We start from the raw sequence: 22,988 nt of genomic DNA, 5'->3' as shown, positions 1-22,988 counted from the left end.
ATTCAAGGGTGGATTGCCGCGCAACGCCGCCGCAGCAAGGATTCGACCGCAAAGCCGCGTTTGGTCCTGGCGAGCTTGGCGTGCCATCGCAATGGACCAAGCACACAGAATGCCCGAAAGCGCCGCGGTGGGCTTACGGATTTTTTCGTACGGCTACGATCGCGTGCGGCGAGCATGCCGGAGGCAAAACCGAATGCGGGGTAAAATTTCGCACGAAATTTTGTCGAATTCCATCGAGTCTCCTATGACAAGCCCCACGCTGTACCTAGACGTCTGGTCCGACTTTGTGTGTCCCTTCTGCTATCTGGAAGTGCCGGTCATCGATCAGTTCCAGAACGCTTATGGCGACGCAGTCGAAGTCCGCTGGCACGCGTTCGAGCTGCGCCCCGATCCCACGCCAACGCTCGAACCCGACAGCGACTATCTGCATGAGACGTGGGAACGTTCCGTCTATCCAATGGCCACCGACCGGGGCATGCTGCTGCGCCTTCCGCCTGTTCAGCCACGTAGCCGCAAGGCGTTCGAGACCGCGTTTTTCGCCCGCGAGTCGGGTCGCTTCGACGTGGTCCATCGGGCGATCTTCAAGGCGTTTTTCGAGGATGGCATCGACATTGGCGATACCGACGCGCTGCTGGATATTGCGGCCACGTGCGGGATCGATCCGGAATCGCTGGAAGAAGCGCTGCTCGGCGATGAACTCACGGACGCCGTGATCGAAGACGAGGAGTTCGCGAAGAAACTTGGTGTGACAAGCGTACCGTTCGTGGTGCTCTCGCGCGATGGCGTGGGCGATCAGGAACCGCCACCGCCCATCGCACTGCGCGGCGCGGCGCCGATCGAGCATTTCCAGGCAGCGGTCGAGCGCCTGTTCCCCGATGGCTTTCCTCCGGGTGCAAGCGGCGCGAATACGCCGTAACCCGCACAGTCAGCTTCTAGGCCGGCTCCGCCATGAACGACTTCAACGCAATACGCTGCGACGGCTCAAGCGCGTCGAACTCCAGGCCATACGTGGCGTTCGCACCTCGCGCGTGAGCCTTGTGCACGTGCCGCACGATCGCCTGGGAGTCGATTTCGACATCCATATCGTCCGTGTTGAAACGGAACGACACACGCAGCCGGTCGCCCGGCTTCGCCTGCGCCTCGGCAACTGCGAGCGACATGCCGAACGGACTGATATCGCGGATCAAGCCGAGGCGGGTTGCGGATTCATCGCCCGGTGCGCCATTGATCAATGAAAAATGCGCCGGCAAACGCGTCGAGGTGCGCACGAACTTGCGCGCCCGCAAACGGCGAATCGCGCCGGGCTCGGACAGGACCAGATAGCTGAACGGCTCGCGGCAAACGGCCTCGACGGTGCATGCAAACTGGAACACCGCGCGCGTGCCGAGCGCGACCAGTTCGACCCGCTCGCTTGGCGTCAACGCCAGCGGTTCATGACCCGACATCACCGGCTGCGTAATGAACACAGCGCGGGACACAGCGCGCGTGCGATACACGCCCGGCGACGAAAATCCGATCACGCGGCTGGAATACATCGCGGAACTCGTTGATCCGCGCAAGCCGAGGCGTGCACCGATTTTCAAGCCGATGGTATCGAGCGTGAGCACTTCGGGCGCGGGCGGTGACGACACGTCCGGCGCGGGCGCCGCCACTGCGGGAGAATCTGCCGATGCATCGAGTCTGTGCGGGTCGAATTGCGCAAAAAGGAAAGTGCGGTCGGCAGTTCCGGCGATCACCGCGCCGGCTTCCAGCAACCGTGCGCCATCGGCGGAAATGATTGGCCATGCGAGCGGTTCGCCAACGGGGACGTCCGCTACCGACAAACGAATCGACGACGCTTGAGCCAGGGTAATGGCATCTTCTTCGGGCATGGCCGCTCCGGAACCATCGGGAAAGCGGGAATCGTCTAACGAGTGCGCGACGGCGTCAAGTGCCGCCGGGCCTAGGAGGCGGCTTGATCGGCGGCGTGGCGTGCTGCCGGTTTGTCGAATCCCGGCATCACGCTTTCGACAGCGGCCAATACCGCGGGCACATCCGGCGGCGCATGATGATCGCCCACCGATACCGACCGTCCCGGCGCATGGATACCGAAGTGCTCGCGCGAAGTCGCGGTGAAGATCATGACCGTGGGCCGTCCAAGGGCGTGCGCCAGATGAACCAGACCGGTATCCATGCCAACGACCAGCGCCGATGCATCGATGCAATGCGCGCACTCGGTCACGCTCAGTTTGGGCAGTACCACGGCGCCCGGCACGAGCGCGGCGATCTGCTCGCCCTCCTTGCGCTCGCCCTGCGTGCCCCACGGCAGCGCGATTGTGTAGCCGCGCGCGCTCAGCCATCGTCCGGTTTCGGCCCAGCGCTCGATCGGCCATTTCTTTTCGTCGGCGGAAGTGGCGTGGAACAGCATCGCGACCGGCGCGCCCGAGGCCAACGACAGCGGCGTCTCGAGCGGAGTTTCAAGCGGCGGCAGATGCAGGTTGAAGTCAGGGGTTTCGTCGAATGTATAGCCCAGCGCGTCCGCCACGCTCACGCGCATCCCGCGCCAGGCGTCGGTGCGCGGCCGCGGCCCGAAGCGCGCGCTATAGGCAAATGCGGCGCCGAGTTCGCCCAGGTCCTTGTTCTTGTATCCGTAGCGGCGGCGCCCGCGAGCGAGGAACGCGATGATCGCGCTCTTGTACACGCCGTGGATATCCAGCACGGCGTCGTATTTCTCGGCCCGCAATTCGCCGATGGACGCCGCGATTTCCTTGAGGTCAGCCCAACTGCGCGCCTTCTTGAACTTGCGCAGCGGCGCGCAGAGTACGCGGTCGACGGCTGGATTCCAGCGGATGATATCGGCGAACGCTGCGTCCGCGGCCCAGTCGATCTTGGCCGACGGAAATGCACGGCGAAGATCGGAGACGACGGGCTGCGTCTCTACGATATCGCCCAATGACGTCACTTTGACAATCAGGATTCGCTTCATGGGAATGCAGGGGGACCTTTAATTCATCCGGATGGCGGCCTCGCGCATGAAGGCATGAATGCATGGATGCGCGAGCCGGATTGCCGGAGGCTGACTCGCCTGACCGGTTCGCTTTCGGGTAATTGAAAGTCGGCCCGGCGGCGATCTGTTGTGAACGGCAAGATTGTACAAACTGGCGCGCGGACGCGCTGGCAGCGCATGTAAGCCGGCTGCAACATCTTCCGACAGAATTATCCGTCGAAATGGCGGATTTCTCTAGCCGCTTTTCACCGCCAGGGCGTTGAATCTCAAAGCGTTCTTGCGCCAAAGGTATCGCATTGCCCGAGATCGCCGGTCGCCAGCCCGCGATTGAGCCAGCGCTGACGCTGCGCGCTCGTGCCGTGCGTGAACGCCTCCGGAACCACGCGTCCCTGTGTTTCCTTCTGCAAGCGGTCGTCTCCAATCGCACCCGCCGCGTTCAATCCGTCCTGGAAATCGCCGGGCTCGATCAGCTTCGCGTTGTTCTTCTGCGCCACGTTTGCCCACACGCCGGCAAAGCAGTCGGCCTGCAACTCGACACGTACGGACAGCTGATTGGCCTGTTCGGGCGACATGCGGCGGCGGGCGTTATCGACTTTGGTCATGATGCCGAGCACGTTCTGTACATGATGGCCGACCTCGTGCGCAATCACGTACGCCTGCGCAAAGTCGCCGGAAGCGCCAAAGCGGTCCCGCAGTTCCTTGTAAAACGACAGGTCGATATACACGCTGCGGTCGTTCGGGCAATAGAACGGCCCCATGGCCGACTGGCCCGTGCCGCACGCGGTCGCCGTGCCGCCGCTAAACAGCACGAGCTTGGGCGCCGGATAGTCCTGGTTGAACTGCGTGCGGAAAATCTGCTGCCAGGTGCGCTCGGTGTTGCCAAGGATGCGCCGCACGAATACGGCTCCCGCGTCGCTGGCGGCAGGCTGCGGCTGACCGCTCGGGTCCACCTGGCGCTGTTGCTGCGGTGTATAGGAACTGCTCGATGTACCGCCCGAGCCGCCCGAAAGCAGGTTCAGGACCACCAGCGGATTGATGCCGAAAAAATACGACGCCGCGAGCGCGATCACAATCGAGCCGATTCCAAGCGAGCCGCCACCCAAGCGGAAACCGCCGCCGCCCGAACCGCGCCGGTCTTCGACATTCTGGCTTTCTCTTTCGTCGTCCAGACGCATGATCTTTCTCCCTTCGCCCTGTTCAATTCGTTGTCCCGCGCGGCCTCGCCACGATGTCGCCATGGTAACCGGCACGCCGCGGCAATCGGGGGCGAAGGTGTAAAACATCGTGCGTGCCCGGCCTGACGTCTTGACCGAAAGCCGGCCATCGACGCACGTCTTTCAAGGCAACGCGCCGGATTGACGCAGTGCGGTCGATTGTCGCGCAAATTGCGTCAAAAGCGTTTGAAACGCATACGCCAGCCTCAGTGGCAAGTAATTGATAAAACGCAAATTATCAATAAATTTAGCCTGAAATTGCGACATTTGCGCGCATTCGTTTGCCTCTTCCGCGTCGCAGCAATCATCTCAAAAACTGGCTTACATTCGGCCCTGTCGTACTCAATCCAACCAACCAGCGCCCGCCCGCGACCTCGCTTGTTCGAGTGCGCCCGCGAAGGCTGCACAACCTGCCATGCATGCCACTCAACAAGCACTCGACCTGGCGCGAATCCAGTTCGCCTTTACCGTTTCATTTCACATTGTCTTCCCGGCGTTGAGCATCGGGCTTGCGAGCTTCATTGCCGTACTCGAAGGCGCGTGGCTCAAGACCCATAAGCCGGTCTACAAGGAGCTGTGCCTGTTCTGGTCGAAGGTATTTGCCGTCGCTTTCGGCATGGGCGTGGTTTCCGGCGTGGTGATGAGCTACGAGTTCGGCACCAACTGGGGCGGCTTTTCCAGTTTCGCCGGTTCGATCACGGGTCCCCTGCTCGCCTACGAAGTGATGACCGCGTTTTTCCTCGAAGCCGGGTTTCTCGGCATCATGCTGTTCGGCTGGAACAAGGTGGGACCGAAGGCGCACTTCGGCGCCACGCTGATGGTCGCCATCGGCACGCTGATCTCGACGTTCTGGATTCTTGCATCGAATAGCTGGATGCAGACGCCGCAAGGCTTTCGCATTGAAGGCGATCATGTCGTGCCGGTTAGCTGGTTCCAGATCATCTTCAACCCGTCGTTTCCCTACCGGCTTGCGCACATGGCTATCGCGGCGTTTATTGTCGCGGGGCTGGTGGTGGCGGCGTCGGGCGCGTATCACCTGCTGAAAGGCCGCCGCGACCCGGCGATCAAGAAAATGTTCTCCATGTCGCTCTGGCTGCTCCTCGTGCTCACGCCAGTCCAGGCGCTGGTCGGCGATCAGCACGGCCTCAACACGCGTGAATACCAGCCGGCGAAGATCGCTGCCATTGAAGGCTTGTGGGACACCGAGAAAGGCGGCACGGCGCTGAATCTGTTCGGCATCCCGGACATGGAAGCGGAAACCACGAAATACGCGCTTTCCGTTCCGCATCTGGGCAGCCTGATCCTCACGCATAGCTGGGACGGAGAAATCCGCGGGCTCAAGTCATTCCCGAAAGAGGACCGGCCGAATTCCACCGTGGTGTTCTGGAGCTTCCGGATCATGGCGGGGCTGGGTGTGCTGATGATCCTGATGAGCATTGCGGGCTGGGTGCTGCGGCGCAAGGACAGGCTTTTCGAGTCGAAGGCGTTCCAGCGTTTCGCGCTCGTCATGGGACCGACCGGTTTCATCTCGCTGCTGGCGGGCTGGGTCACGACCGAAGCCGGCCGCCAGCCGTGGGTGGTGTACGGCGTCATGCGTACGTCCGAAGCGGTGTCCCCGGTGACAGCCCAGCAAGTCGGCGTGACGCTGCTGATCTTCGTGTGCGTCTATACGCTCGTGTTCGGCACGGGCATCTATTACCTGCTCAAGCTGCTGAGAGCGGGACCGGCTTTGCCGGGCACGGTGACGCATGCGCCCGGCATGGACGATGACAACCACACCGCGCGCCGGCCGCTGTCGGTGGCCACGCATTCAATCGAAGGAGCCTGAGATGGATTTGTCGCTTACGTGGGCCGCGATCATCGCGCTTGGCGTGCTGATGTATGTGGTCCTGGATGGTTTCGATCTGGGCATTGGCATTCTGTTTCCGTTTTTCCCGCACGAACATGACCGCGACGTGATGATGAACACCGTCGCGCCAGTCTGGGACGGCAACGAAACATGGCTGGTGCTCGGCGGCGCGGGTCTTTTCGCTGCGTTCCCGATGATCTATTCGACCGTGCTCTCAGGCCTTTATCTGCCGCTGATCTTCATGCTGGTCTGCCTGATTTTTCGCGGCGTTTCGTTTGAGATCCGCTCGAAGGCAACGCGCACGAAGCACATGTGGGACCTTGCGTTTATTGGCGGATCGGCGGGTGCAACGTTCTTCCAGGGCGTGGCGCTCGGCGCGTTTCTCAATGGCATTCCGGTCGCGGATGGCCGTTATTCCGGCGATGCCTTCACGTGGTTCACGCCGTTCAGCATGTTCACGGGGCTTGCGCTCGTGGTCACTTATGCGTTGCTTGGCTGCTGCTGGCTGATCGCGAAAACCGAGGGCGACCTGCAGCGCAGGTTCTACAGGATCGTGTGGCCGCTGACGCTCCTGCAACTGGGGACGATCGCCGTCGTGAGTATCTGGACGCCGCTGCAGGACGCGGGCATTGCGTCGCGCTGGTTCGATACCGCGTGGTTCTATCGATTTTTGCCGGTGCCGGTGCTCGTGCTCGCCTGCGCATGGCTGATGCGGCGCTCGATCCTCTCACGTCACGAAACGCGGCCGTTCGTGATGGCGCTGGCGTTCGTGCTGCTGGGTTATAGCGGTCTCGTCCTGAGCATTTCGCCGCAGGCGATTTTTCCCGGCGTGTCGCTTTGGGAACTCGCCGCGCCGCATTCCAGCCAGAAGTTCACGCTGATTGGAGCAGCGGTGATCCTGCCCGTGATCATCGCTTACACGACGCTCGGTTACTGGGTCTTCAGAGGCAAGGTGCGCCATGGCGAACATCACTATCACTGAGACACGCGTTTCGCCGGACAAACCGCGCAAGCGTTCGGCGCTGAAAAGCACGCTGTGGTTTATTGCGCTGTGGTGCGTGGGCGTGGGCGGGGCGATGCTGCTTGCGCTCCCGTTCAAGTTGCTGATTCAGGCGGCGCATTAGGCCAGCAAAAAGGCCGTTCAACTCGCATTGAACAGCCTTTTTTATAGTGCGCTATGCGTCTTGCACCTGCAGACGAGAGTGCGTCTTAGAACCCCAGCGCAACCGCCAGCAGCCCGGCCAGGATGCCGAACCCGACCACGGCCACCGCCACGACCGTCAACACGCGCGGCGCAAACGAGCGGCCGAGCATGGCCACCGACGGCAAGCTGATCGGCGGCAATGTCATCAACAACGCGCCTGCCGGTCCCACCGACATGCCGAGCGAAAGCATGGCCTGGATGATCGGCACTTCGCCGGCGGTCGGGATCACGAACAAGGTCCCGGCAATGGCGAGACCGACGATCCAGAGCACGCTGTTATCGATATTCGGGCCAATATGCGGAAACAGCCACGCACGCGCCGCGCCAAGCACCAGCACGAGAACGATGTACTCCGGCACGAGCCGGATGGTCATGCGCCCCAGAATGCGAATCCAGCGCGTGAACGCGGTGCCCGGGTCCTCGGCGGCCACCAGCTTCGCCATTTCGCCGCGCGATGCTTCGGCTTCTTTCGGCGTCACCATGCGGTTCACGACGTATCCGAGCCCAAACACCATCAGGACACCCAGCACGAGGCGCAATCCCATCCACTGCCAGCCGAGCACGAAGCCCATGAAAATCAGCGTGGCCGGATTCAGCACGGTATTCCCCAGCCAGAACGCAATCGCAGCGCCCGGCGCGGCCTGCCGCGCGCGCAAGCCCGCGACAACGGGCGCCGCGCAGCACGTGCACATCATGCCCGGCAACGACATCAAGCCGCCGTTCACCACGCTGCCGAAGCCGCTTTTCCCGAGCGCGCGCGCGACCCATTGCGGCGGGATCAGCGCCTGAACCGCTGAGCCGAGCAACAGGCCGAGCACCATGGCTTGCCAGATTGCCTTGCCGTACGCCAACGCATAGTCAATAGCCGCTTGCCACGACGGTTCGGGCGCGCTCGCGGCGGTGCCCATCAGAATCGATTTGCCGATGGAATGCTGGCTCGCCGCCACGAACGCGCGGTTGTAATACGGAAACCACTTGACGTAGAAGAGGCCAATGACGGCGATCAGCAGGAACACGATCCAGCCGAGCGCTACGCGGGGTTGTCGGAGAGTTGATTGCATGGTTGTTCGTATTAAAGGAAATAAAAAAGTCACGCCGAGGTCAGCGGCGGTTTTTCTGCATGAAAAGGCGGATCCAGCCGGGCCAGAAGCGCCCTCGCCTGCTCGACGACGTCCGCGTCGTTCGGGCGAAACTGCAGGCGTGTAGCCTGCGGCAATTCGGTGAAATGCGCGCCGCTGCTGCGCGCGTAGGCCGGATCGTAATGCAGGTCGATCAGTTCGCGGGCGAGTTCGGGACCGCGATTTTCATCGATCAATGCATGCCACCGGTTCACGCGCTCCCGGCTATGCAACCCGATCAGCTTCGATAACTGCTGCTTGAACAACCCGGGATCGTGGAACAGATGCGCGTAGTCGTGAAGCAGGAACGCTGCGCGGTCGTCCCGGCTGGCTTCGACCTGAACACAATCACCGCGATGAAACGTGTCCACCAGAGCAAGCGGCAGCGCAACCGCGCCGATCCGCCGGCTTTCCGCCTCGACAAAAACAGGCCGCGCCGGATCGAAGGCGCGCAGCGCGCGGACGAGTTGCGTATCGAACCATTTTTGCGAAGGTTGCGGCTCGCCCGGCAACGCGCCGAGCAGCGATCCACGATGCGCCGCGAGTTGTTCCAGGTCGAGCGTCTGGGCGCCGGCAACGCTTAACCCGTGCAGCAGGCGCGTCTTGCCGCTGCCAGTCGGGCCGGTCAACACGATATACCGGAAGCTCGTCGGCAAATGCCCGAGCGTTTCGAGCGTCGCTCGCCGGTATGTCTTGTAGCCGCCTTCGAGCTGGCGCGCCTGCCAGCCGATCATGTTGAACATGGTCGTCATGGAGCCGGAGCGCGTACCGCCGCGCCAGCAATAGATCAGCGGCCGCCAGTTGCGTGGCCGGCCGGCGAAGATCGTATCGAGATGCTGGGCGATATTGCGCGCAACCATGGCCGCGCCGGCGCGTGCGGCTTCGAAAGGCGAAACCTGCTTGTACATTGTGCCGATGACCACACGTTCCTCGTTGCTCAGCACCGGCGCGTTGAGCGCGCCGGGAATGTGGTCATCGGCGAATTCGAGCGGCGTGCGGACGTCGATGATCTCGTCGAAATCAGCTAGCCGGTCGAGCGGAACAAGCAGGTTTTTCAAGGTGCGGCGCGGGGAAAGTGGGTCAAACCGGAAGTCCGGGATTATCGCATGTGCGCAAATCATGGGCTGATGGCGCCAATGCCTTCAAGATAAGCGAAAATTATCGGAAACAGCGGCGGGCGCGGGCGATTCGACGCCGTGCAATTTTGGCCTTGCATGGATAAGTCGCATACTCCAGTGTGAAACACGAGGCGCGCGATCAGATCCTGCGCGTCTCTCAAGCCCTGGAAAACCAAGGATCATGCGATGAGCTACAGCGAGACCATCGGTCACCGGACCTACCGTTTCGATGACCTGAAAACCCTGCTTGCCAAGGCCACGCCGCAGCGCTCCGGCGATCAGCTCGCGGGCGTCGCGGCAGCCACCGAAGAGGAACGGGTGGCGGCCAAAATGGCGCTCGCGCAAGTGCCGTTGCGCACGTTCCTCAACGAAACCGTCATCCCGTACGAAAGCGACGAAGTCACACGGCTGATCGTCGACGGGCATTGCGCGCAGGCCTTCGCCGAGATTTCGCATCTCACCGTGGGCGATTTCCGCAACTGGCTGCTGGCGAACACCACCGATACCGCCGCGCTTGTGCGCATCGCGCCCGGGCTCACGCCGGAAATGGCCGCCGCCGTGTCCAAGCTCATGCGCAACCAGGACCTGATTCTGGCGGCGAAGAAACGGCCCGTGGTCACGCGCTTTCGCAATACCATCGGCTTGCCGGGACACATGTCCGTGCGCCTGCAACCGAACCATCCGACCGACGACGTCAAGGGCATCGCCGCGTCCATGCTCGACGGCCTCATGTACGGCTGCGGCGACGCGGTGATCGGCATCAACCCGGCATCGGATTCGCCCGGCGCAATCACAACGCTGCTCGCAATGATCGATGACTTCCGGCAACGCTACGAGGTCCCGACGCAGTCATGCGTGCTCACGCATGTGACCAATACCATCGCGGCAATCGAGAAAGGCGCGCCCGTGGATCTCGTGTTCCAGTCGATTGCGGGCACTGAAAAAGCGAACGCGAGTTTCGGCGTCTCGCTGGCGCTGTTGCAGGAAGCGTATGAGGCGGGGTTATCGCTTGGGCGCGGTACTGTTGGCGACAACCTGATGTACTTCGAGACAGGTCAAGGCAGCGCGCTTTCCGCCGACGCACATCACGGCGTCGATCAGCAGACCTGTGAGGTGCGCGCCTATGCGGTCGCGCGCAAGTTCAAGCCGCTGCTGGTGAATACGGTGGTGGGTTTCATCGGCCCGGAATATCTCTACGATGGCCGCCAGATCATTCGCGCCGGACTGGAGGACCACTTCTGCGGCAAGCTGCTCGGCGTGCCAATGGGCTGCGATATCTGCTACACCAATCACGCTGAAGCCGATTCGGACGACATGGACACCCTGCTCACGCTGCTGGGCGTGGCGAACGTGAATTTCATCATGGGCGTGCCCGGCGCGGACGACGTCATGCTGAACTACCAGAGCACCTCGTTTCACGACGCGTTATATGCGCGCAACGTGCTCGGTCTGCGCCGCGCGCCGGAGTTCGAGGCGTGGCTTGAGTCGATGCAGATCATCGACTCGCAGGGCGCGTTGCTGAGTCCGTCCGCACCCCAGCCATTGCTTGAATGGATGAGCGCGTAAATGACCGATTCCAGCGATAAACCCGCTTCGCTCAACGCCGACCCGTGGGACGCGTTGCGCCGTTTCACGAATGCGCGCATTGCGCTGGGCCGCGCCGGCAGCAGCCTGCCGACTGCGCCCTTGCTTGCCTTCAACCTGTCGCACGCGCAGGCGCGCGACGCCGTGCATCAACCGCTCGATGCCGGCGCGCTGCATGCCTCGCTGCGCGCCGCCGGTTTCGATACGCTCGATGCCGAAAGCGCGGCGACCGATCGCGATCACTATCTGCGTCGGCCGGATCTGGGCCGTATGCTGAGCAAAGACAGTACAACGCGCCTTCGTGAATACGCAGGCAGGGATTTTGACATCGTGTTTGTTGTCGCCGATGGCCTGTCGGCCTACGCAGCGGCGCGTCATGCTGTGCCGCTGCTCGAGCGTATGCGCTCGAAGCTGCAAGGCATGCGCGTGGGTCCCGTGGTCGTTGCGCGCCAGGCCCGGGTTGCACTCGGCGATGGTATTGGTGAGCTTTTACGGGCGCGGATTGTCGTGATGCTGATCGGCGAGCGGCCAGGCTTGAGTTCGCCCGATAGCCTCGGCATCTACCTGACGTACGAACCGCGAGCCGGCCGAAGCGATGCCGAACGCAACTGCATTTCGAACGTGCGCCCAGAAGGCCTTCCCTACGATACCGCCGCTTTCAAGCTGCATTACCTGTTGACCGAAGCGGTGCGCCTGAAGCTGACCGGCGTCAAGCTAAAGGACGATAGCGATGCGCTGTTGACAGCATCTGACCGCGCTGCTTTGCCGCCAGACTGATGTTGAACAGTGCTGAAAAACAATCGGGGCGCCTCGTGAGGCGCCCCGATTCGTTAATACGTGAATATCCGCAATGCGGTGACTTGGCCCGTTAAAGCACCAGCGAGCCTGCCGAGATAGCCACGACCAAAAAGATCACGAACAGAACGAGGAAGATGAAGAAGCAGATCTTCGCGATCCCCGCCGCGCCCGACGATACGCGGCCAAAGCCAAAGAATCCGGCAATAACCGAGATGACCGCAAAAAGAATGGCAAGCTTGAGCATGGCAAATCCGTTGTTTTAGTTAAAGTCGCAACGTATAAGCAAAGCTTATGCCTGCCTGATTTATAGGCGATTGACTGCGGACGGTTTTGATAGAGAGTCATCTACTCCGGGCAGCATGCGGACAGAGAAATTTCAGACCGTTAGTCGCATTTTAATGTCGCTGACCAAGATCCATTTTGGACAAGACCGGCCTACCCTTTCGCCTTCGCCGCGGACGTGATGGACCCAAGCCCCATTGCATCGAACAGGCGCTGGCGATGTGGAATCGCGAGCAACAGGCCTACAGCCACGGCATCGGCGGCAAGACCGAACGGCACGTCGAGAAGTCCGCCCGTCAGCGTATACAACACCGAATCCACGCTAAGCGAGATGACCGCGCCCGCGACAAAACACACGAGGCCGTCGCGGCCCACGGCGCCGACGCACGGCAGGCCCTGCGCGATCTGCCTGGTCACGCCGCGACGCGTCAGGTCGCTGGCAAGCCACGCAATAGCCACGAAATTGACAATGCGCGCGCCCGCCAGATTGCGCTTGAAATCGCCGTCGAAGGGAGTCGGGAGCACGAGCAGCTTGTAGTACGCCATGCCCGCGACAATCACAAGCGCGGCTATGCTCACCGCCCAGCCGAACCGATGCGCGCTCACGCGCTGATAAACCGGCTGGCAACAAGCGATCACGCCGATCACGAACAGCAGTTGCCATGCGGCCGGATTGAAGTCCCACAACAAATCTTCCGCCGACGGCAGATACTCGGCAACGGGCGGCGCGAGCGCCCACAGCGCAATGCTCGCGGCGAGCAGGAGCCATGGCTTGCTGCGCGCGAGCGGTACCACGAGCGGCACGGCGAGCGCGAAAAAAGCGTACATGGGCAGCACGGAAGCAAGATACGGCTGGCGGCGCAGCAGCAGGACATCGACTATTGCGGTGAACGGCGTGGCAAGGAAGGCATCGAGGTCGGTCGTGGCCAGATTCGGCGCGCTGCCAAAAAGCGGCCGCAGCACGAAGCTCGTCAACAACATCAGCGCGGCGGTAATCAGGAACGCACGATAAATCTGGAACGCGCGACGGAAAAACCGGGCACGTGCGGCGGATTCGGAGCGTCTGGCCGACATCGATAAATACGCAGTCGCAGTCGCGAAACCGCCGAGGAAAACGAAGACTTCGGCGGCGTCGTTGAGCGCGAATGCGTGCAGCGTCACGCGCGACAACATGCTCCCGCCAATATGATCGACGAGAATCACGAGCAGGACGAGGCCGCGAAAAAAGTCCAGCTCAACCAGTCGTTGCGATTTTCCCTGCATTGCGTAACCCGAAAGACTGCCGAATCGGGCAGCGAACGTGAGAGGCGCTATTCCCGCTGAGGAATGGCGTACGGCACCGCGAGTTTACCCGTATTTGCGTTCGGGGGTTTTTGGCGATTTGCCGTGTACCGGACATCGGCGCGCGAACTTTATCGCCGGGAAAGCACTCTCAAATATTTCATTAAGCTTACATTATCGTGCCTGACGTCGCGTATGATTCCAGAGCTCGCGACATCGGCGCTATTCATACTCAACCCGGACAATCCTCACATCTCATGGATTACATCGTTGCACTTGCAAGTGATCCCACCGCCTGGGCAGCTTTGGCCACGCTGGTGGTCATGGAAGTCGTCCTTGGCATCGACAACCTGATCTTCATCTCGATCCTCACGAACAAATTGCCCGAAGCCCATCGGGCGCGCACGCAACGTCTGGGCATCGGGCTCGCGCTGATCATGCGGCTCGGCCTGCTCGGCACGGTTGCGCTCATCGTGCGGCTGACCGCGCCCATTTTCACGCTGTTCGGACACGACTTTTCGTGGCGCGACCTGATCCTGATTGCCGGCGGGGTGTTCCTGGTGTGGAAGGCCACCACGGAAATCCACCATCACGTCTCGCATGACTCAGACGAATCCGGCGCTCCCGTGAAGACCTCGTCGCTTACGCCGTGGTCGGCGATCGGACAGATTCTCGTGCTGGATCTGGTGTTTTCCATCGATAGCATCGTGACCGCCGTCGGCATGACCGAGCACATCCCCATCATGTTCGTGGCGGTGATTGCGGCGGTGGCCGTGATGATGTTCGCGGCAGGTCCGTTGTCGCGGTTTATCGAAAGGAATCCGACTGTCGTGATGCTCGCGCTCGGCTTCCTGCTGGTGATCGGGATGACGCTGGTCGCGGAAGGGTTCGGAACGCACGTTCCGAAGGGCTATATCTACGCGGCGATGGCGTTCTCGGCGCTGGTCGAAGGCTTGAACATGCTGTCGCGCAGAGCGAAAAGCAAACGCGCGTGACGCGTTGACGTTGAGTCCGGATCGCGGAGCGCCGCGCAGCCTCAAGCTGCGCGGCGTTTTTTTGTTCTTCAGGATAGCTTCTGGTACAACGAGGAATCCGTGAATCCCTCGGCGTTCAGCACGTATCCCACCACGATCAAAGCCGTCCTTTCAATGCCTGTTTCAATCACTTTCCCGGCAATGTCCGCGAGCGTGCCCAGGACCTTCTCTTCGTCGGGCCAGCTCGCGCGGAAGATCACGGCGACGGGGCAATCCTCGCCGTAATGCGGGATCAGATCCGCGACGATGCGCTCGATATGGCGCACGCCAAGATGAATCGCCATGGTCGCGCGATGGCGCGCGAGATCGGCGAGCTGCTCGCCTTCGGGCATCGACGTCTTCGTGGCGAAGCGCGTGAGAATCACCGTCTGCGAAATGCCGGGGAGCGTGAATTCGCATCCGAGCGCCGCCGCCGACGCCGCCGCAGCCGTCACGCCCGGCACGATTTCATATGGAATACCAAGCACTTTCAGGCGACGAATCTGTTCGCCGATCGCGCCATACAGTGACGGATCGCCGGAATGAACCCGCGCCACGTCCTGTCCTTTCGCGTGTGCCGTTTCGAGCAACGCGATGATTTCATCGAGATGAAGCTCGGCGGTGTTCACGCATGTTTCCGCACGATGCCCGCTCAGCACCGCTTCCGGCACCAGCGATCCGGCGTACAGAATGACCGGGCACGAGCGCACGAGCCGTTGCCCTTTTACGGTGATGAGTTCGGGATCGCCGGGTCCCGCGCCAATGAAATAGACCGTCATTTAGGGGGTGTCATATAAAAGCGTCGAGCGCGTTCAGGAGCGTAACCGTGCTGGTGAACTCACGTTCGACTGGAGGAAGTGGCGGTCGTTGCAGCATCACGACAGGCACGCCGCGCTCGCGCGCTACAGCAAGTTTCGCTTCGGTCGCCGCACCGCCGCTGTTCTTGCTGATGAGGACATCGGTACGGTGTTGATCGAACAAGGCGCGTTCGCCATCGAGTGAAAACGGTCCACGCGCCGCGATAATCGTGGCGCGCGCGTTGCCGTCATGCGGATCAAGGCAGCGAATGGTCCAGTGCTGCCACGATGGTATTGCGTCGAGATGATCGAGCGGCTCGCGGCCCAGTGTCCAAAGTGGATGTTTAAATACAGCGATAGTCTGCATGATCGACGCGAAGCCGGGAGCGTCGCGCCAATCGTCGCCTGCCTGCGGTTCCCACGGCGCGCGGCGCAGCGCCCAGCATGGGATTTTCGTGAGCACCGCGGCCGCGCTTGCATGACGGCTCATTTGCGCGGCGTAGGGATGCGTTGCATCGACGACCAGTCCAATGGATTCTGCCTCTATAAAAGCCGCGAGTCCCTGCACTCCGCCGAACCCGCCCACGCGCACGCGGCAGGTCAGATCCGCGGGCGTGCGCCCCAATCCGGCAAGGCTATAAACGTGCTGCGGACCGAGGTGGCGTGCAATCGTCAATGCATCGCCCGTTCCGCCGAGGAGCAGGACGCGCTTCATTGCGCCGCTCCCACAACACGCCCTTGCCGGTCGATGGCGAAACACTCGACATCGATACCTTCAGGCACCACGCTCAACGCGAATTGCCGTGCGTGTTCGCAGACAATATCGCCAAGCGGCACGCCTTGATTGCGCGCGAGCAGCAATGCTTCCTGGCTGGTATTGGCGCCGCGCATGGCTTCCTGCAACGGTTCGTTCGCGCCAGCGCCCGCAGCCCAATGAGCAAGTTGCGGCAGGTCGATGCTGGAGTTCCGGCTATGTAAATCCATATGTCCCGCGGCGAGCTTGCTGATCTTGCCGAAGCCGCCGCACAGGCTGAGTTTGCTCACAGGCGCACGTCGCAAATGCTTGAGAACGGCGCCCACGAAATCGCCCATTTCGATCAGGGCGATGTCGGGCAAGTTGTATCGAACGCGCATGGCGTCTTCGCTTTGATTGCCCGTGCACGCCGCAATATGAACGTAGCCATTCGCGCGCGCAACGTCGATACCCTGATGGATCGAAGCAATATAAGCCGCGCACGAAAACGGCCGCACAATGCCACTCGTGCCGAGTATCGACAAGCCGCCAACGATACCCAGACGCGGATTCATGGTCTTCGCCGCCAGTTCCGCGCCGTTCTCCACGCCAATGCTCACTTCGAATCCACCGGCGTAGGCATATTCACTGGCGAGTGCGGCGAGGTGCTCGAACATCATTTTCCGCGGCACAGGATTGATCGCGGGTTCGCCGATAGCGAGCGCGAGCCCGGCGCGCGTCACGGTGCCCACGCCGGGTCCCGCGAAAAACTGCACGCCCGGCTGCTCCACCAGGCGCACGCGCGCGAAGACGATTGCGCCGTGCGTGACGTCGGGATCGTCGCCCGCATCCTTGATCGTGCCGGCTTCGGCATGACGAGCGTCGCCGTCCACCAGGCGGCAGAACACGAGCGGCAACACGACCTGCTGGCCCTTCGGCAACGTGATGTCGGCATGCTCGGTAACAACGCCGCCAAGCAGCAGACGCGCTGCTGCAAGCGACGTCGCCGTGGAGCAACTGCCGGTGGTGAGGCCCGTGCGCAACGGCGCAGGCTGTTCGGGCGTCTCGTCACGCATGGCGGCAACGGCTCGAAATGCGCGTCATGACTTCACTGCGTGCAGCAGCGTAATGGGAAGCGCCTGACGCCATGTATCGAAGGCGCCGAGCGGCTGCGCGTGCGCAACAGCAATGCGTGTCAACTCGCCGCCGTTCGCCGCGCGCCACGCAACGAGCGTCGCCTCGCTTTGAATCGTGACCGCGTTGACGATCATCCGGCCGCCCTTCCTCAGACGATCCCAACATGTATCCAGCATGCCGGGAACCGTCACGCCACCGCCGACAAAAATCGCATCCGGCGACGGCAATCCGGACAACGCACCGGGTGCTTCGCCTTCCACGAGTCGAAGCCCGGGCACGCCGAGCGCGTCGCGATTGCGTTGAATAAAACGTTGCCGACCGCTATCCGCTTCAACGGCAATGGCGCGGCAACTTGAATGTGAGCGCATCCATTCAATACCGATCGACCCGCACCCCGCGCCCACATCCCAAAGCAATTCGCCGGGCTCGGGTGCGAGCCGCGCGAGCGTGATCGCGCGGACATCGCGCTTGGTGAGCTGGCCGTCATGTTGATAGGCATCGTCGGGCAGACCGGAGGTGAGCGGCAGGCGCAATGCGTTGTCATCCGCGATACATTCGATCGCCACGAGGTTCAGCGCGGCCATGCCGGCTTCCTGAGTCCAGGCGTTGGCAACGCCGTCGATGCGACGCTCGCGCTCGCCGCCCAGGTGTTCGAACACGCTCATCCGGCTGGCCCCGAAACCGCGCTGCTGCAACAGCCGCGCGATGTCGAAAGCGCTCGATTCATTGCTGCTGAGAACGACCATGCGCGCGCCGTGGTGAACGTTCACGCCAAGCGCCGCGACCGGACGCCCAACGAAGGAGACGACAACCACGTCCTGCAACGGCCAGTGCAACCGCGCTGCAGCAAGCGACACGGAAGACAACGCGGGAAGTACGCGGAATTCGTGCGCCTCCAGTTCGCGCGTAAAAGTCGCGCCAACGCCGAACATCATGGGGTCGCCGCTTGCGAGCGCACATACTCGCTTCCCACGGTATTCAAGCACCGGCGCAATCGAAAACGGCATTGGCCAGGGGCAGCGCTCCGCGCCAATGCGCCCAGGTAAAAGGTCGAAATGGCGCTGGCCGCCGAAAATGGTATCGGCGGCCAGCAACGCCTCGCGCGCGTCCCGGCCGAGTCCATGCCAGCCATCTTCTCCGATCCCCACCACGGTCAACCACGGTGCCATCCGTCAACCTCGTCTGGTTCATTCGTCGCTTGCGTGCTTGCCTGACCGGCGCGGCCACACGGCCGCTGGCTTTATAGGCTGCGAAAACGGGCATAATATCGCGATTTAGCCGGTGCCCCGAGGGGCCTAAGAGGGAACACAGCAAAACTGTGGCTGCCCCCGCAATTGTACGCAGCGAGTCCGCGCTCCACTGCCACTGGTTTCGACTGGGAAGGCCGGTGCGGACGGCGACCTGCCAGCCAAGAGACCTGCCGGCCGGAATTCTTCGTGCAAGCCAGCATCGGGCGGGGTGTACCGATGCCGCGATCCTGCCCGCGCTTTCGCATACGAAACCGCGGGTCAGAGTCGAGGCGCCGCGCGAGACCGAACGGGTCACGCTTTGAACGCATCACTCGAATCGCTCACTGCTGAACGCGGGTTAATACCGGCATCGAGGCCATCGGCATGTCCCGGCCTGATGCGGATCGTCCCTGCTCGCGATGGCGGCCTGTGCCGCATTCGCCTCTACGGCGGCGAGTTGAGCGCAGCGCAGGCTCGCGAGGTCGCGGAAGTGGCGCGGGCGGTAGGCTCAAGTTGTATCGATGCAACCAATCGTTCGAATCTGCAGATCCGTGGCGTGCGCCCGGGCGCGGAAGATGAGCTGATTTCGCGGCTGGTCAGGATCGGACTCGGCCCGGCCACACCCGGTTCCGACGATGTCCGTAATCTCATGATCAATCCGCTCGCCGGTCTCGATCCAGACGCCACGCTGGACGTCACGCCGCTTGCGCGCAGATTGCTCGATCAGTTGCAGCGCGATGCGCGGCTGCAGGCGTTATCGCCGAAATTCGCGATCATGCTCGATGGCGGCGAGCGCCTCGCCATGCTCGATCATCCGCACGATGTATGGTTCTCGGCGGTATCGGCGGATCGATTTGTGTTTGGGCTCGGCGGATGTCCTCCAGTATTCGACGAACATATGCCACCGCTGGCGTCAGTCGAGCAAGCGCGCGTGCCCGCAGTTGCGAGTGCATTGCTGCATACGTTCCTCGATCTTGCGTCGCCCGAGCAAACGAGAATGCGTGACTTGCTGAACACAATCGGCATCGAGGCGATTATCGATCATGCGCAGCGCAAGCTCGACTTCGCGATTGAACGGAATGCGAGCGCCTGGAGGCGTACGCCATCCGATGCGCGGCGGCGTTTCGGCGTGCATCGGCAAAGAACGGAGGGCACTGTGAGCATCGGCGCGCAAGTCCCGCTTGGCCGTCTCGATGCAAACACGCTGCAAGCGCTCGCCGAACTCGCGCCGCGCATGCGTATGACACCGTGGCAAAGCGTGATGCTGCTGGACGTGCCAATCGAAAAAGCCCAGCCCACCATCGCACGGCTCAAGGCGCTCGGCCTTGCAACGGCGGCGAACGAACCCTTCGCGCGGCTGATCGCCTGCACGGGTTCTCAAGGCTGCGCCAAAAGCTTCTCCGATACCAAAGCCGACGCCCGGCGGCTCGCGCCCTTGCTGCATACGAAAGGCGACGTCCACCTGAGCGGTTGCGCGCGTTCGTGTGCAGCGGCGCACCGCGTGGATACAACCTTGCTCGCCGTCGCCCCGGGCCGCTACGACCTGTACTTGCAGGCGCCCGAACCCGTCGCCCGACACATCACCATTGAAGAGGCAGCCCTATGGCTTGCCCGGAGCACCACAGATGCTTGATTACATCCGCGACGGCCAGGCGATTTATCGTGCGTCGTTCGCGACCATCCGCGCCGAAACGAACCTCGCCACTTTTCCCCCCGACCTCGAAAAACTCGCCGTGCGCGTGATCCACGCATGCGGCATGACGGACGTGATCGATGATCTCGTGTTTTCGGATGGCGCGGGCACAGCGGGCCGCGAAGCGCTCAAGCGCGGCGCGCCCATTCTCTGCGACGCGCGCATGGTCGCCGAAGGCATCACGCGCTCGCGTCTGCCCGCCAATAACCGCGTGATCTGCACGCTCAACGACGCATCCGTGCCCGAACGTGCCCGCGAACTCGGCAACACACGCTCGGCTGCCGCGCTCGAATTGTGGCGGCCGGATCTTGGCGGCAGCGTGGTGGTGATCGGCAATGCGCCTACCGCGCTATTTCATTTGCTCGACATGCTCGACGCAGGCGCACCAAAACCCGCCTTGATCCTGGGCTTTCCGGTGGGTTTCATCGGCGCGGCGGAATCGAAGGCGCTTCTCGCCGCCGACAGCCGCGGCGTACCGTTCGTTGCATTGCAAGGCAGGCGCGGCGGCAGCGGCATGGCCGCCGCCGCGGTGAATGCGCTCGCTTCGGAGACCGAATAGATGAGCGGACGTCTTTACGGCCTGGGCGTGGGTCCCGGCGACCCCGAACTGATCACGGTTAAAGCGTTGCGCCTGCTGACATCGGCGCCGGTGGTGGCTTACTTCGTCGCGAAGGGTAAAAAAGGCAACGCGTTCGGGATTATCGAAGGGCATTTGAAGGACGCGCAAACGCGCATGCCGCTGGTTTATCCCGTGACCACCGAAGCGCTCGAGCCGCCACTGTGCTATGAGACGATCATCGGCGACTTCTACGATGAATCCGCCATCCGCATCGCCGATCATCTGGAAGCGGGCCGCGACGTCGCCGTGATCTGCGAAGGCGATCCGTTCTTCTACGGCTCGTATATGTACCTGCACGACCGGCTCGCTGAACGCTTCGAAGCCGAAGTCGTGCCCGGCGTGTGCTCCATGCTCGGCGGCGTCGCCGTGCTCGGCGTGCCGCTGGTGTACCGGAACCAGAGTTTGTCGGTGTTATCGGGCGTGCTGCCGGAAGCCGATTTGCGCGAACGGCTTGCAGCCACGGACGCCGCCGTCATCATGAAACTGGGCCGCAACTTCGACAAGGTAAGGCGTGTCCTGAAGGATCTGGGACTCGACAATCGCGCGCTCTACGTTGAACGCGCGACCATGGCGAACCAGCGCATCGTGCCGCTGGACGATGTAGACCCAATGGCGTCGCCCTATTTCTCGCTGCTGGTCGTGCCGGGGGAAAAATGGCGCGGATGACTGACGCAAAGCCCCTGGCAATCGTGGTGCTGGGTGCGGGCGCATTGCAGACCGCGCGCCGGATTCAGACGCGCTATCCCGACGCGATGATTCATGGTCTCGCGAGCCGCGTGCAGACCGATGTTGCATTCGCTGAACTGAGCGCTCATCTGCGCGAACTCTACGCAAGCAATACGCCTGTTGTCGCGCTATGCGCCGCGGGTATCGTGATCCGCTGCCTCGCCCCCCTTCTCGCCGACAAGACCGCCGAGCCGCCCGTTCTCGCCGTTGCCGAAGATGGCAGTGCGGTCGTGCCGCTGCTTGGTGGACTGAGCGGCGCCAACGTCATGGCGCGCGAAATCGCGGCGGTGCTGCAGGTCGCGCCCGCCATCACGACGAGCGGCGAGTTGCGTTTCGGCACATGCCTGCTGAATCCGCCGGCGGGATACGTGCTCGCGGATATCGAACACGGCAAGCGCTTCGTGTCCGACCTTCTCGCGGGCGAGACGACGCGTATTGAAGGCGATGCGCCGTGGCTGGATCAGGTTGCGCTGCCGCGTGCAGCCGATGCAAGCCGCGCGATCCGAATCTCGCCGCATACAGGCACTGATTCAAACGACCTCGTGATTCATCCGCGCTCGGTGGTCGTGTGCGTGAACGCAACGCATCTGGATGAGTCGATAGTCGAGCGCATCCGGCTTGCATTGCGTGAAGTGAAGGTATCTCCAATGGCGGTCGCGGCCGTACTTGCGCCAATGACCTTGATGACGTCCGCGCGCCTGATCGAAGCCGCACATACGCTTGATGTTCCATTGCGGTTTGGTACGTTATCCGAAGGGTTTGAAACGCTGACACCGCGTAATGAAGGCATCGAAATTGCCATCGCGCCTGACGTGGTGGATGTTTCGATGCTAGGACAAGCGCGCGGCACGCTGACCGTGATCGGCCTTGGCCCTGGCAGCGCGGATCTGATGGTGCCGGCCGCGAAACACGCGTTGTCCCAGGCCGACGATATCCTCGGCTATGAAACCTACGTGCGCATGGCCGGGCCGTTCAAAGCGCATCAAACCCTGCATTGCACCGATAACCGCGAAGAGATGCAACGCGCCCGCCATGCGTTCGAACTGGCGAGTGCGGGACGCAAGGTCGTGGTTGTATCGTCGGGCGATCCGGGCGTGTTCGCAATGGCCGCTGCGGTACTCGAAGCACTTGACGAGGGACGATCGAACGACGCGTGGGCCGCGGTAGACCTGAATATCGTGCCGGGCGTATCCGCTGCGCTCGCGACGGCGGCGCGTGCGGGCGCGCCGCTCGGCCATGACTTCTGCATGCTCTCGCTATCCGATAACCTCAAGCCGTGGGCTGTTATCGAAACGCGCTTGATGCACGCCGCGCAGGCCGATCTGGTGATGGCCTTCTACAACCCCGTGTCGCGCGCCCGGCCCTGGCAACTGGATCGGGCGCTCGAGATTGTGCGGGCGTATCGCGCGGGGACGACTACGGTTGTGCTGGGACGCAACATCGGCAGACCGGGAGAAACCCTGGTCACGAGCACGCTCGAGAACCTGCGATCCGATCAGGTCGACATGCGTACGATGGTGATAATCGGGTCATCGACCACGCGAAGTTTTCCGCGCGGCGATGGCGCTGGCGATTGGGCATACACGCCGCGCTGGTACGAATGAGCG

General features: G+C 62.3%; 22 protein-coding genes and 1 riboswitch. Of the genes, 11 read left to right on the top strand and 11 right to left on the bottom strand.

Annotated features, from left to right (window positions below):
- Positions 1–244: 244 nt before the first annotated feature.
- Positions 245–916, top strand: coding sequence for a DsbA family oxidoreductase (locus ACRWA7_RS08100; RefSeq protein WP_438392211.1), 672 nt, complete (start codon positions 245–247; stop codon positions 914–916).
- Positions 917–932: 16 nt separating this feature from the next.
- Here the strand turns inward: ACRWA7_RS08100 and ACRWA7_RS08095 are convergent, their stop codons facing one another.
- From ACRWA7_RS08095 to ypfJ, 3 genes are all read right to left on the bottom strand, one after another.
- Positions 933–1,871, bottom strand: a complete 939-nt coding sequence (locus tag ACRWA7_RS08095) for a flagellar brake protein (RefSeq protein WP_438392210.1) — start codon at positions 1,869–1,871, stop codon at positions 933–935.
- Between the two features lie 71 nt (positions 1,872–1,942).
- A complete protein-coding gene (gene waaC, locus ACRWA7_RS08090) occupies positions 1,943–2,965 on the bottom strand; it encodes a lipopolysaccharide heptosyltransferase I (protein WP_438392209.1) in 1,023 nt (340 codons plus the stop codon).
- A gap of 287 nt (positions 2,966–3,252) precedes the next feature.
- Positions 3,253–4,161 (bottom strand): KPN_02809 family neutral zinc metallopeptidase, encoded by a 909-nt coding sequence (gene ypfJ / locus ACRWA7_RS08085; RefSeq protein ID WP_438392713.1) that lies wholly within the window; start codon positions 4,159–4,161, stop codon positions 3,253–3,255.
- A 454-nt stretch (positions 4,162–4,615) separates the two neighbouring features.
- On the opposite strand from ypfJ, the gene ACRWA7_RS08080 reads away from it, so the two are divergent.
- Genes ACRWA7_RS08080 through ACRWA7_RS08070 form a run of 3 tightly spaced genes read left to right on the top strand, consistent with a single transcriptional unit; the run spans position 4,616 to position 7,173 of the window.
- Entirely contained in the window at positions 4,616–6,028 is a 1,413-nt protein-coding gene (locus tag ACRWA7_RS08080) for a cytochrome ubiquinol oxidase subunit I (RefSeq protein WP_438392208.1), read from the top strand.
- Position 6,029: 1 nt separating this feature from the next.
- Complete coding sequence (gene cydB, locus ACRWA7_RS08075; RefSeq protein WP_438392207.1) at positions 6,030–7,031, top strand: cytochrome d ubiquinol oxidase subunit II; 1,002 nt, start codon at positions 6,030–6,032, stop codon at positions 7,029–7,031.
- Positions 7,009–7,173, top strand: a complete 165-nt coding sequence (locus tag ACRWA7_RS08070; protein ID WP_438392206.1) for a hypothetical protein — start codon at positions 7,009–7,011, stop codon at positions 7,171–7,173. The genes cydB and ACRWA7_RS08070 overlap by 23 nt, the downstream gene beginning before the upstream one ends.
- A gap of 85 nt (positions 7,174–7,258) precedes the next feature.
- Here the strand turns inward: ACRWA7_RS08070 and ACRWA7_RS08065 are convergent, their stop codons facing one another.
- Positions 7,259–8,314 carry a permease gene (locus tag ACRWA7_RS08065; RefSeq protein WP_438392205.1) on the bottom strand — a complete coding sequence of 352 codons (1,056 nt, stop codon included), beginning with the start codon at positions 8,312–8,314 and terminating at the stop codon, positions 7,259–7,261.
- A gap of 29 nt (positions 8,315–8,343) precedes the next feature.
- Positions 8,344–9,429 (bottom strand): tRNA 2-selenouridine(34) synthase MnmH, encoded by a 1,086-nt coding sequence (mnmH, locus tag ACRWA7_RS08060; protein ID WP_438392204.1) that lies wholly within the window; start codon positions 9,427–9,429, stop codon positions 8,344–8,346.
- 246 nt (positions 9,430–9,675) lie between these two features.
- Here mnmH and ACRWA7_RS08055 point away from each other — a divergent pair, with 246 nt between their 5' ends.
- Both ACRWA7_RS08055 and eutC read left to right on the top strand, forming a co-directional pair.
- Positions 9,676–11,055: an ethanolamine ammonia-lyase subunit EutB gene (locus ACRWA7_RS08055; RefSeq protein WP_438392203.1), complete on the top strand. Its 1,380-nt coding sequence runs from the start codon at positions 9,676–9,678 to the stop codon at positions 11,053–11,055.
- Positions 11,056–11,850 carry an ethanolamine ammonia-lyase subunit EutC gene (gene eutC, locus ACRWA7_RS08050; protein ID WP_438392202.1) on the top strand — a complete coding sequence of 265 codons (795 nt, stop codon included), beginning with the start codon at positions 11,056–11,058 and terminating at the stop codon, positions 11,848–11,850.
- Between the two features lie 91 nt (positions 11,851–11,941).
- Here eutC and ACRWA7_RS08045 read toward each other — a convergent pair whose 3' ends face one another.
- Both ACRWA7_RS08045 and ACRWA7_RS08040 read right to left on the bottom strand, forming a co-directional pair.
- Positions 11,942–12,115, bottom strand: coding sequence for a DUF1328 domain-containing protein (locus tag ACRWA7_RS08045; protein WP_159833772.1), 174 nt, complete (start codon positions 12,113–12,115; stop codon positions 11,942–11,944).
- A gap of 191 nt (positions 12,116–12,306) precedes the next feature.
- Entirely contained in the window at positions 12,307–13,416 is a 1,110-nt protein-coding gene (locus ACRWA7_RS08040) for an OpgC domain-containing protein (RefSeq protein ID WP_438392201.1), read from the bottom strand.
- A 275-nt stretch (positions 13,417–13,691) separates the two neighbouring features.
- Between ACRWA7_RS08040 and ACRWA7_RS08035 the strand changes: the two genes are divergently transcribed.
- Positions 13,692–14,429, top strand: coding sequence for a TerC family protein (locus ACRWA7_RS08035; RefSeq protein ID WP_438392200.1), 738 nt, complete (start codon positions 13,692–13,694; stop codon positions 14,427–14,429).
- A gap of 68 nt (positions 14,430–14,497) precedes the next feature.
- Here the strand turns inward: ACRWA7_RS08035 and cobM are convergent, their stop codons facing one another.
- From cobM to cbiE, 4 genes are read right to left on the bottom strand one after another with little or no spacing between them, the layout of a single operon-like run.
- Positions 14,498–15,226, bottom strand: coding sequence for a precorrin-4 C(11)-methyltransferase (gene cobM / locus ACRWA7_RS08030; protein ID WP_438392199.1), 729 nt, complete (start codon positions 15,224–15,226; stop codon positions 14,498–14,500).
- 10 nt (positions 15,227–15,236) lie between these two features.
- Positions 15,237–15,959: a cobalt-precorrin-6A reductase gene (locus tag ACRWA7_RS08025; RefSeq protein WP_438392198.1), complete on the bottom strand. Its 723-nt coding sequence runs from the start codon at positions 15,957–15,959 to the stop codon at positions 15,237–15,239.
- A complete protein-coding gene (locus ACRWA7_RS08020; protein ID WP_438392197.1) occupies positions 15,956–17,053 on the bottom strand; it encodes a cobalt-precorrin-5B (C(1))-methyltransferase in 1,098 nt (365 codons plus the stop codon). The genes ACRWA7_RS08025 and ACRWA7_RS08020 overlap by 4 nt, the downstream gene beginning before the upstream one ends.
- A gap of 24 nt (positions 17,054–17,077) precedes the next feature.
- Positions 17,078–18,283: a precorrin-6y C5,15-methyltransferase (decarboxylating) subunit CbiE gene (cbiE, locus tag ACRWA7_RS08015; protein WP_438392196.1), complete on the bottom strand. Its 1,206-nt coding sequence runs from the start codon at positions 18,281–18,283 to the stop codon at positions 17,078–17,080.
- Positions 18,284–18,376: 93 nt separating this feature from the next.
- A riboswitch (cobalamin riboswitch) is annotated at positions 18,377–18,553 on the top strand.
- 109 nt (positions 18,554–18,662) lie between these two features.
- On the opposite strand from cbiE, the gene cobG reads away from it, so the two are divergent.
- The 4 genes from cobG to cobJ are packed head-to-tail and all read left to right on the top strand — an operon-like array spanning position 18,663 to position 22,985.
- Positions 18,663–19,976, top strand: a complete 1,314-nt coding sequence (gene cobG / locus ACRWA7_RS08010; RefSeq protein WP_438392195.1) for a precorrin-3B synthase — start codon at positions 18,663–18,665, stop codon at positions 19,974–19,976.
- Entirely contained in the window at positions 19,969–20,595 is a 627-nt protein-coding gene (locus ACRWA7_RS08005) for a precorrin-8X methylmutase (protein WP_438392194.1), read from the top strand. Before cobG ends, ACRWA7_RS08005 begins: the two co-directional genes overlap by 8 nt.
- On the top strand, positions 20,596–21,321 hold the full coding sequence (locus tag ACRWA7_RS08000; RefSeq protein ID WP_438392193.1) for a precorrin-2 C(20)-methyltransferase: 726 nt from the start codon (positions 20,596–20,598) through the stop codon (positions 21,319–21,321).
- Positions 21,309–22,985 carry a precorrin-3B C(17)-methyltransferase gene (gene cobJ, locus ACRWA7_RS07995; protein ID WP_438392192.1) on the top strand — a complete coding sequence of 559 codons (1,677 nt, stop codon included), beginning with the start codon at positions 21,309–21,311 and terminating at the stop codon, positions 22,983–22,985. Before ACRWA7_RS08000 ends, cobJ begins: the two co-directional genes overlap by 13 nt.
- Positions 22,986–22,988 lie beyond the last annotated feature (3 nt).

It is taken from the genome of Caballeronia sp. DA-9 (assembly GCF_051615025.1).
GTDB classification, from domain to species: domain Bacteria; phylum Pseudomonadota; class Gammaproteobacteria; order Burkholderiales; family Burkholderiaceae; genus Caballeronia; species Caballeronia sordidicola.
Note: the sequence above shows the minus strand (reverse complement) of the source record. Positions and strands in the feature narration are given on the sequence as shown.

Bases quoted from the DNA above. Each gene is read 5' to 3' on its own strand.
- cydB (WP_438392207.1), top strand. From the start codon at position 6,030: ATGGATTTGTCGCTTACGTGGGCCGCGATCATCGCGCTTGGCGTGCTG.
- ACRWA7_RS08100 (WP_438392211.1), top strand. From the start codon at position 245: ATGACAAGCCCCACGCTGTACCTAGACGTCTGGTCCGACTTTGTGTGT.
- ypfJ (WP_438392713.1), bottom strand. From the start codon at position 4,161: ATGCGTCTGGACGACGAAAGAGAAAGCCAGAATGTCGAAGACCGGCGC.
- ACRWA7_RS08080 (WP_438392208.1), top strand. From the start codon at position 4,616: ATGCATGCCACTCAACAAGCACTCGACCTGGCGCGAATCCAGTTCGCC.
- ACRWA7_RS08040 (WP_438392201.1), bottom strand. From the start codon at position 13,416: ATGCAGGGAAAATCGCAACGACTGGTTGAGCTGGACTTTTTTCGCGGC.
- ACRWA7_RS08045 (WP_159833772.1), bottom strand. From the start codon at position 12,115: ATGCTCAAGCTTGCCATTCTTTTTGCGGTCATCTCGGTTATTGCCGGA.
- ACRWA7_RS08025 (WP_438392198.1), bottom strand. From the start codon at position 15,959: ATGAAGCGCGTCCTGCTCCTCGGCGGAACGGGCGATGCATTGACGATT.
- ACRWA7_RS08020 (WP_438392197.1), bottom strand. From the start codon at position 17,053: ATGCGTGACGAGACGCCCGAACAGCCTGCGCCGTTGCGCACGGGCCTC.
- cobJ (WP_438392192.1), top strand. From the start codon at position 21,309: ATGGCGCGGATGACTGACGCAAAGCCCCTGGCAATCGTGGTGCTGGGT.
- ACRWA7_RS08055 (WP_438392203.1), top strand. From the start codon at position 9,676: ATGAGCTACAGCGAGACCATCGGTCACCGGACCTACCGTTTCGATGAC.
- ACRWA7_RS08070 (WP_438392206.1), top strand. From the start codon at position 7,009: ATGGCGAACATCACTATCACTGAGACACGCGTTTCGCCGGACAAACCG.
- ACRWA7_RS08035 (WP_438392200.1), top strand. From the start codon at position 13,692: ATGGATTACATCGTTGCACTTGCAAGTGATCCCACCGCCTGGGCAGCT.
- waaC (WP_438392209.1), bottom strand. From the start codon at position 2,965: ATGAAGCGAATCCTGATTGTCAAAGTGACGTCATTGGGCGATATCGTA.
- ACRWA7_RS08000 (WP_438392193.1), top strand. From the start codon at position 20,596: ATGAGCGGACGTCTTTACGGCCTGGGCGTGGGTCCCGGCGACCCCGAA.
- cobM (WP_438392199.1), bottom strand. From the start codon at position 15,226: ATGACGGTCTATTTCATTGGCGCGGGACCCGGCGATCCCGAACTCATC.
- ACRWA7_RS08095 (WP_438392210.1), bottom strand. From the start codon at position 1,871: ATGCCCGAAGAAGATGCCATTACCCTGGCTCAAGCGTCGTCGATTCGT.
- ACRWA7_RS08065 (WP_438392205.1), bottom strand. From the start codon at position 8,314: ATGCAATCAACTCTCCGACAACCCCGCGTAGCGCTCGGCTGGATCGTG.
- ACRWA7_RS08005 (WP_438392194.1), top strand. From the start codon at position 19,969: ATGCTTGATTACATCCGCGACGGCCAGGCGATTTATCGTGCGTCGTTC.
- cbiE (WP_438392196.1), bottom strand. From the start codon at position 18,283: ATGGCACCGTGGTTGACCGTGGTGGGGATCGGAGAAGATGGCTGGCAT.
- eutC (WP_438392202.1), top strand. From the start codon at position 11,056: ATGACCGATTCCAGCGATAAACCCGCTTCGCTCAACGCCGACCCGTGG.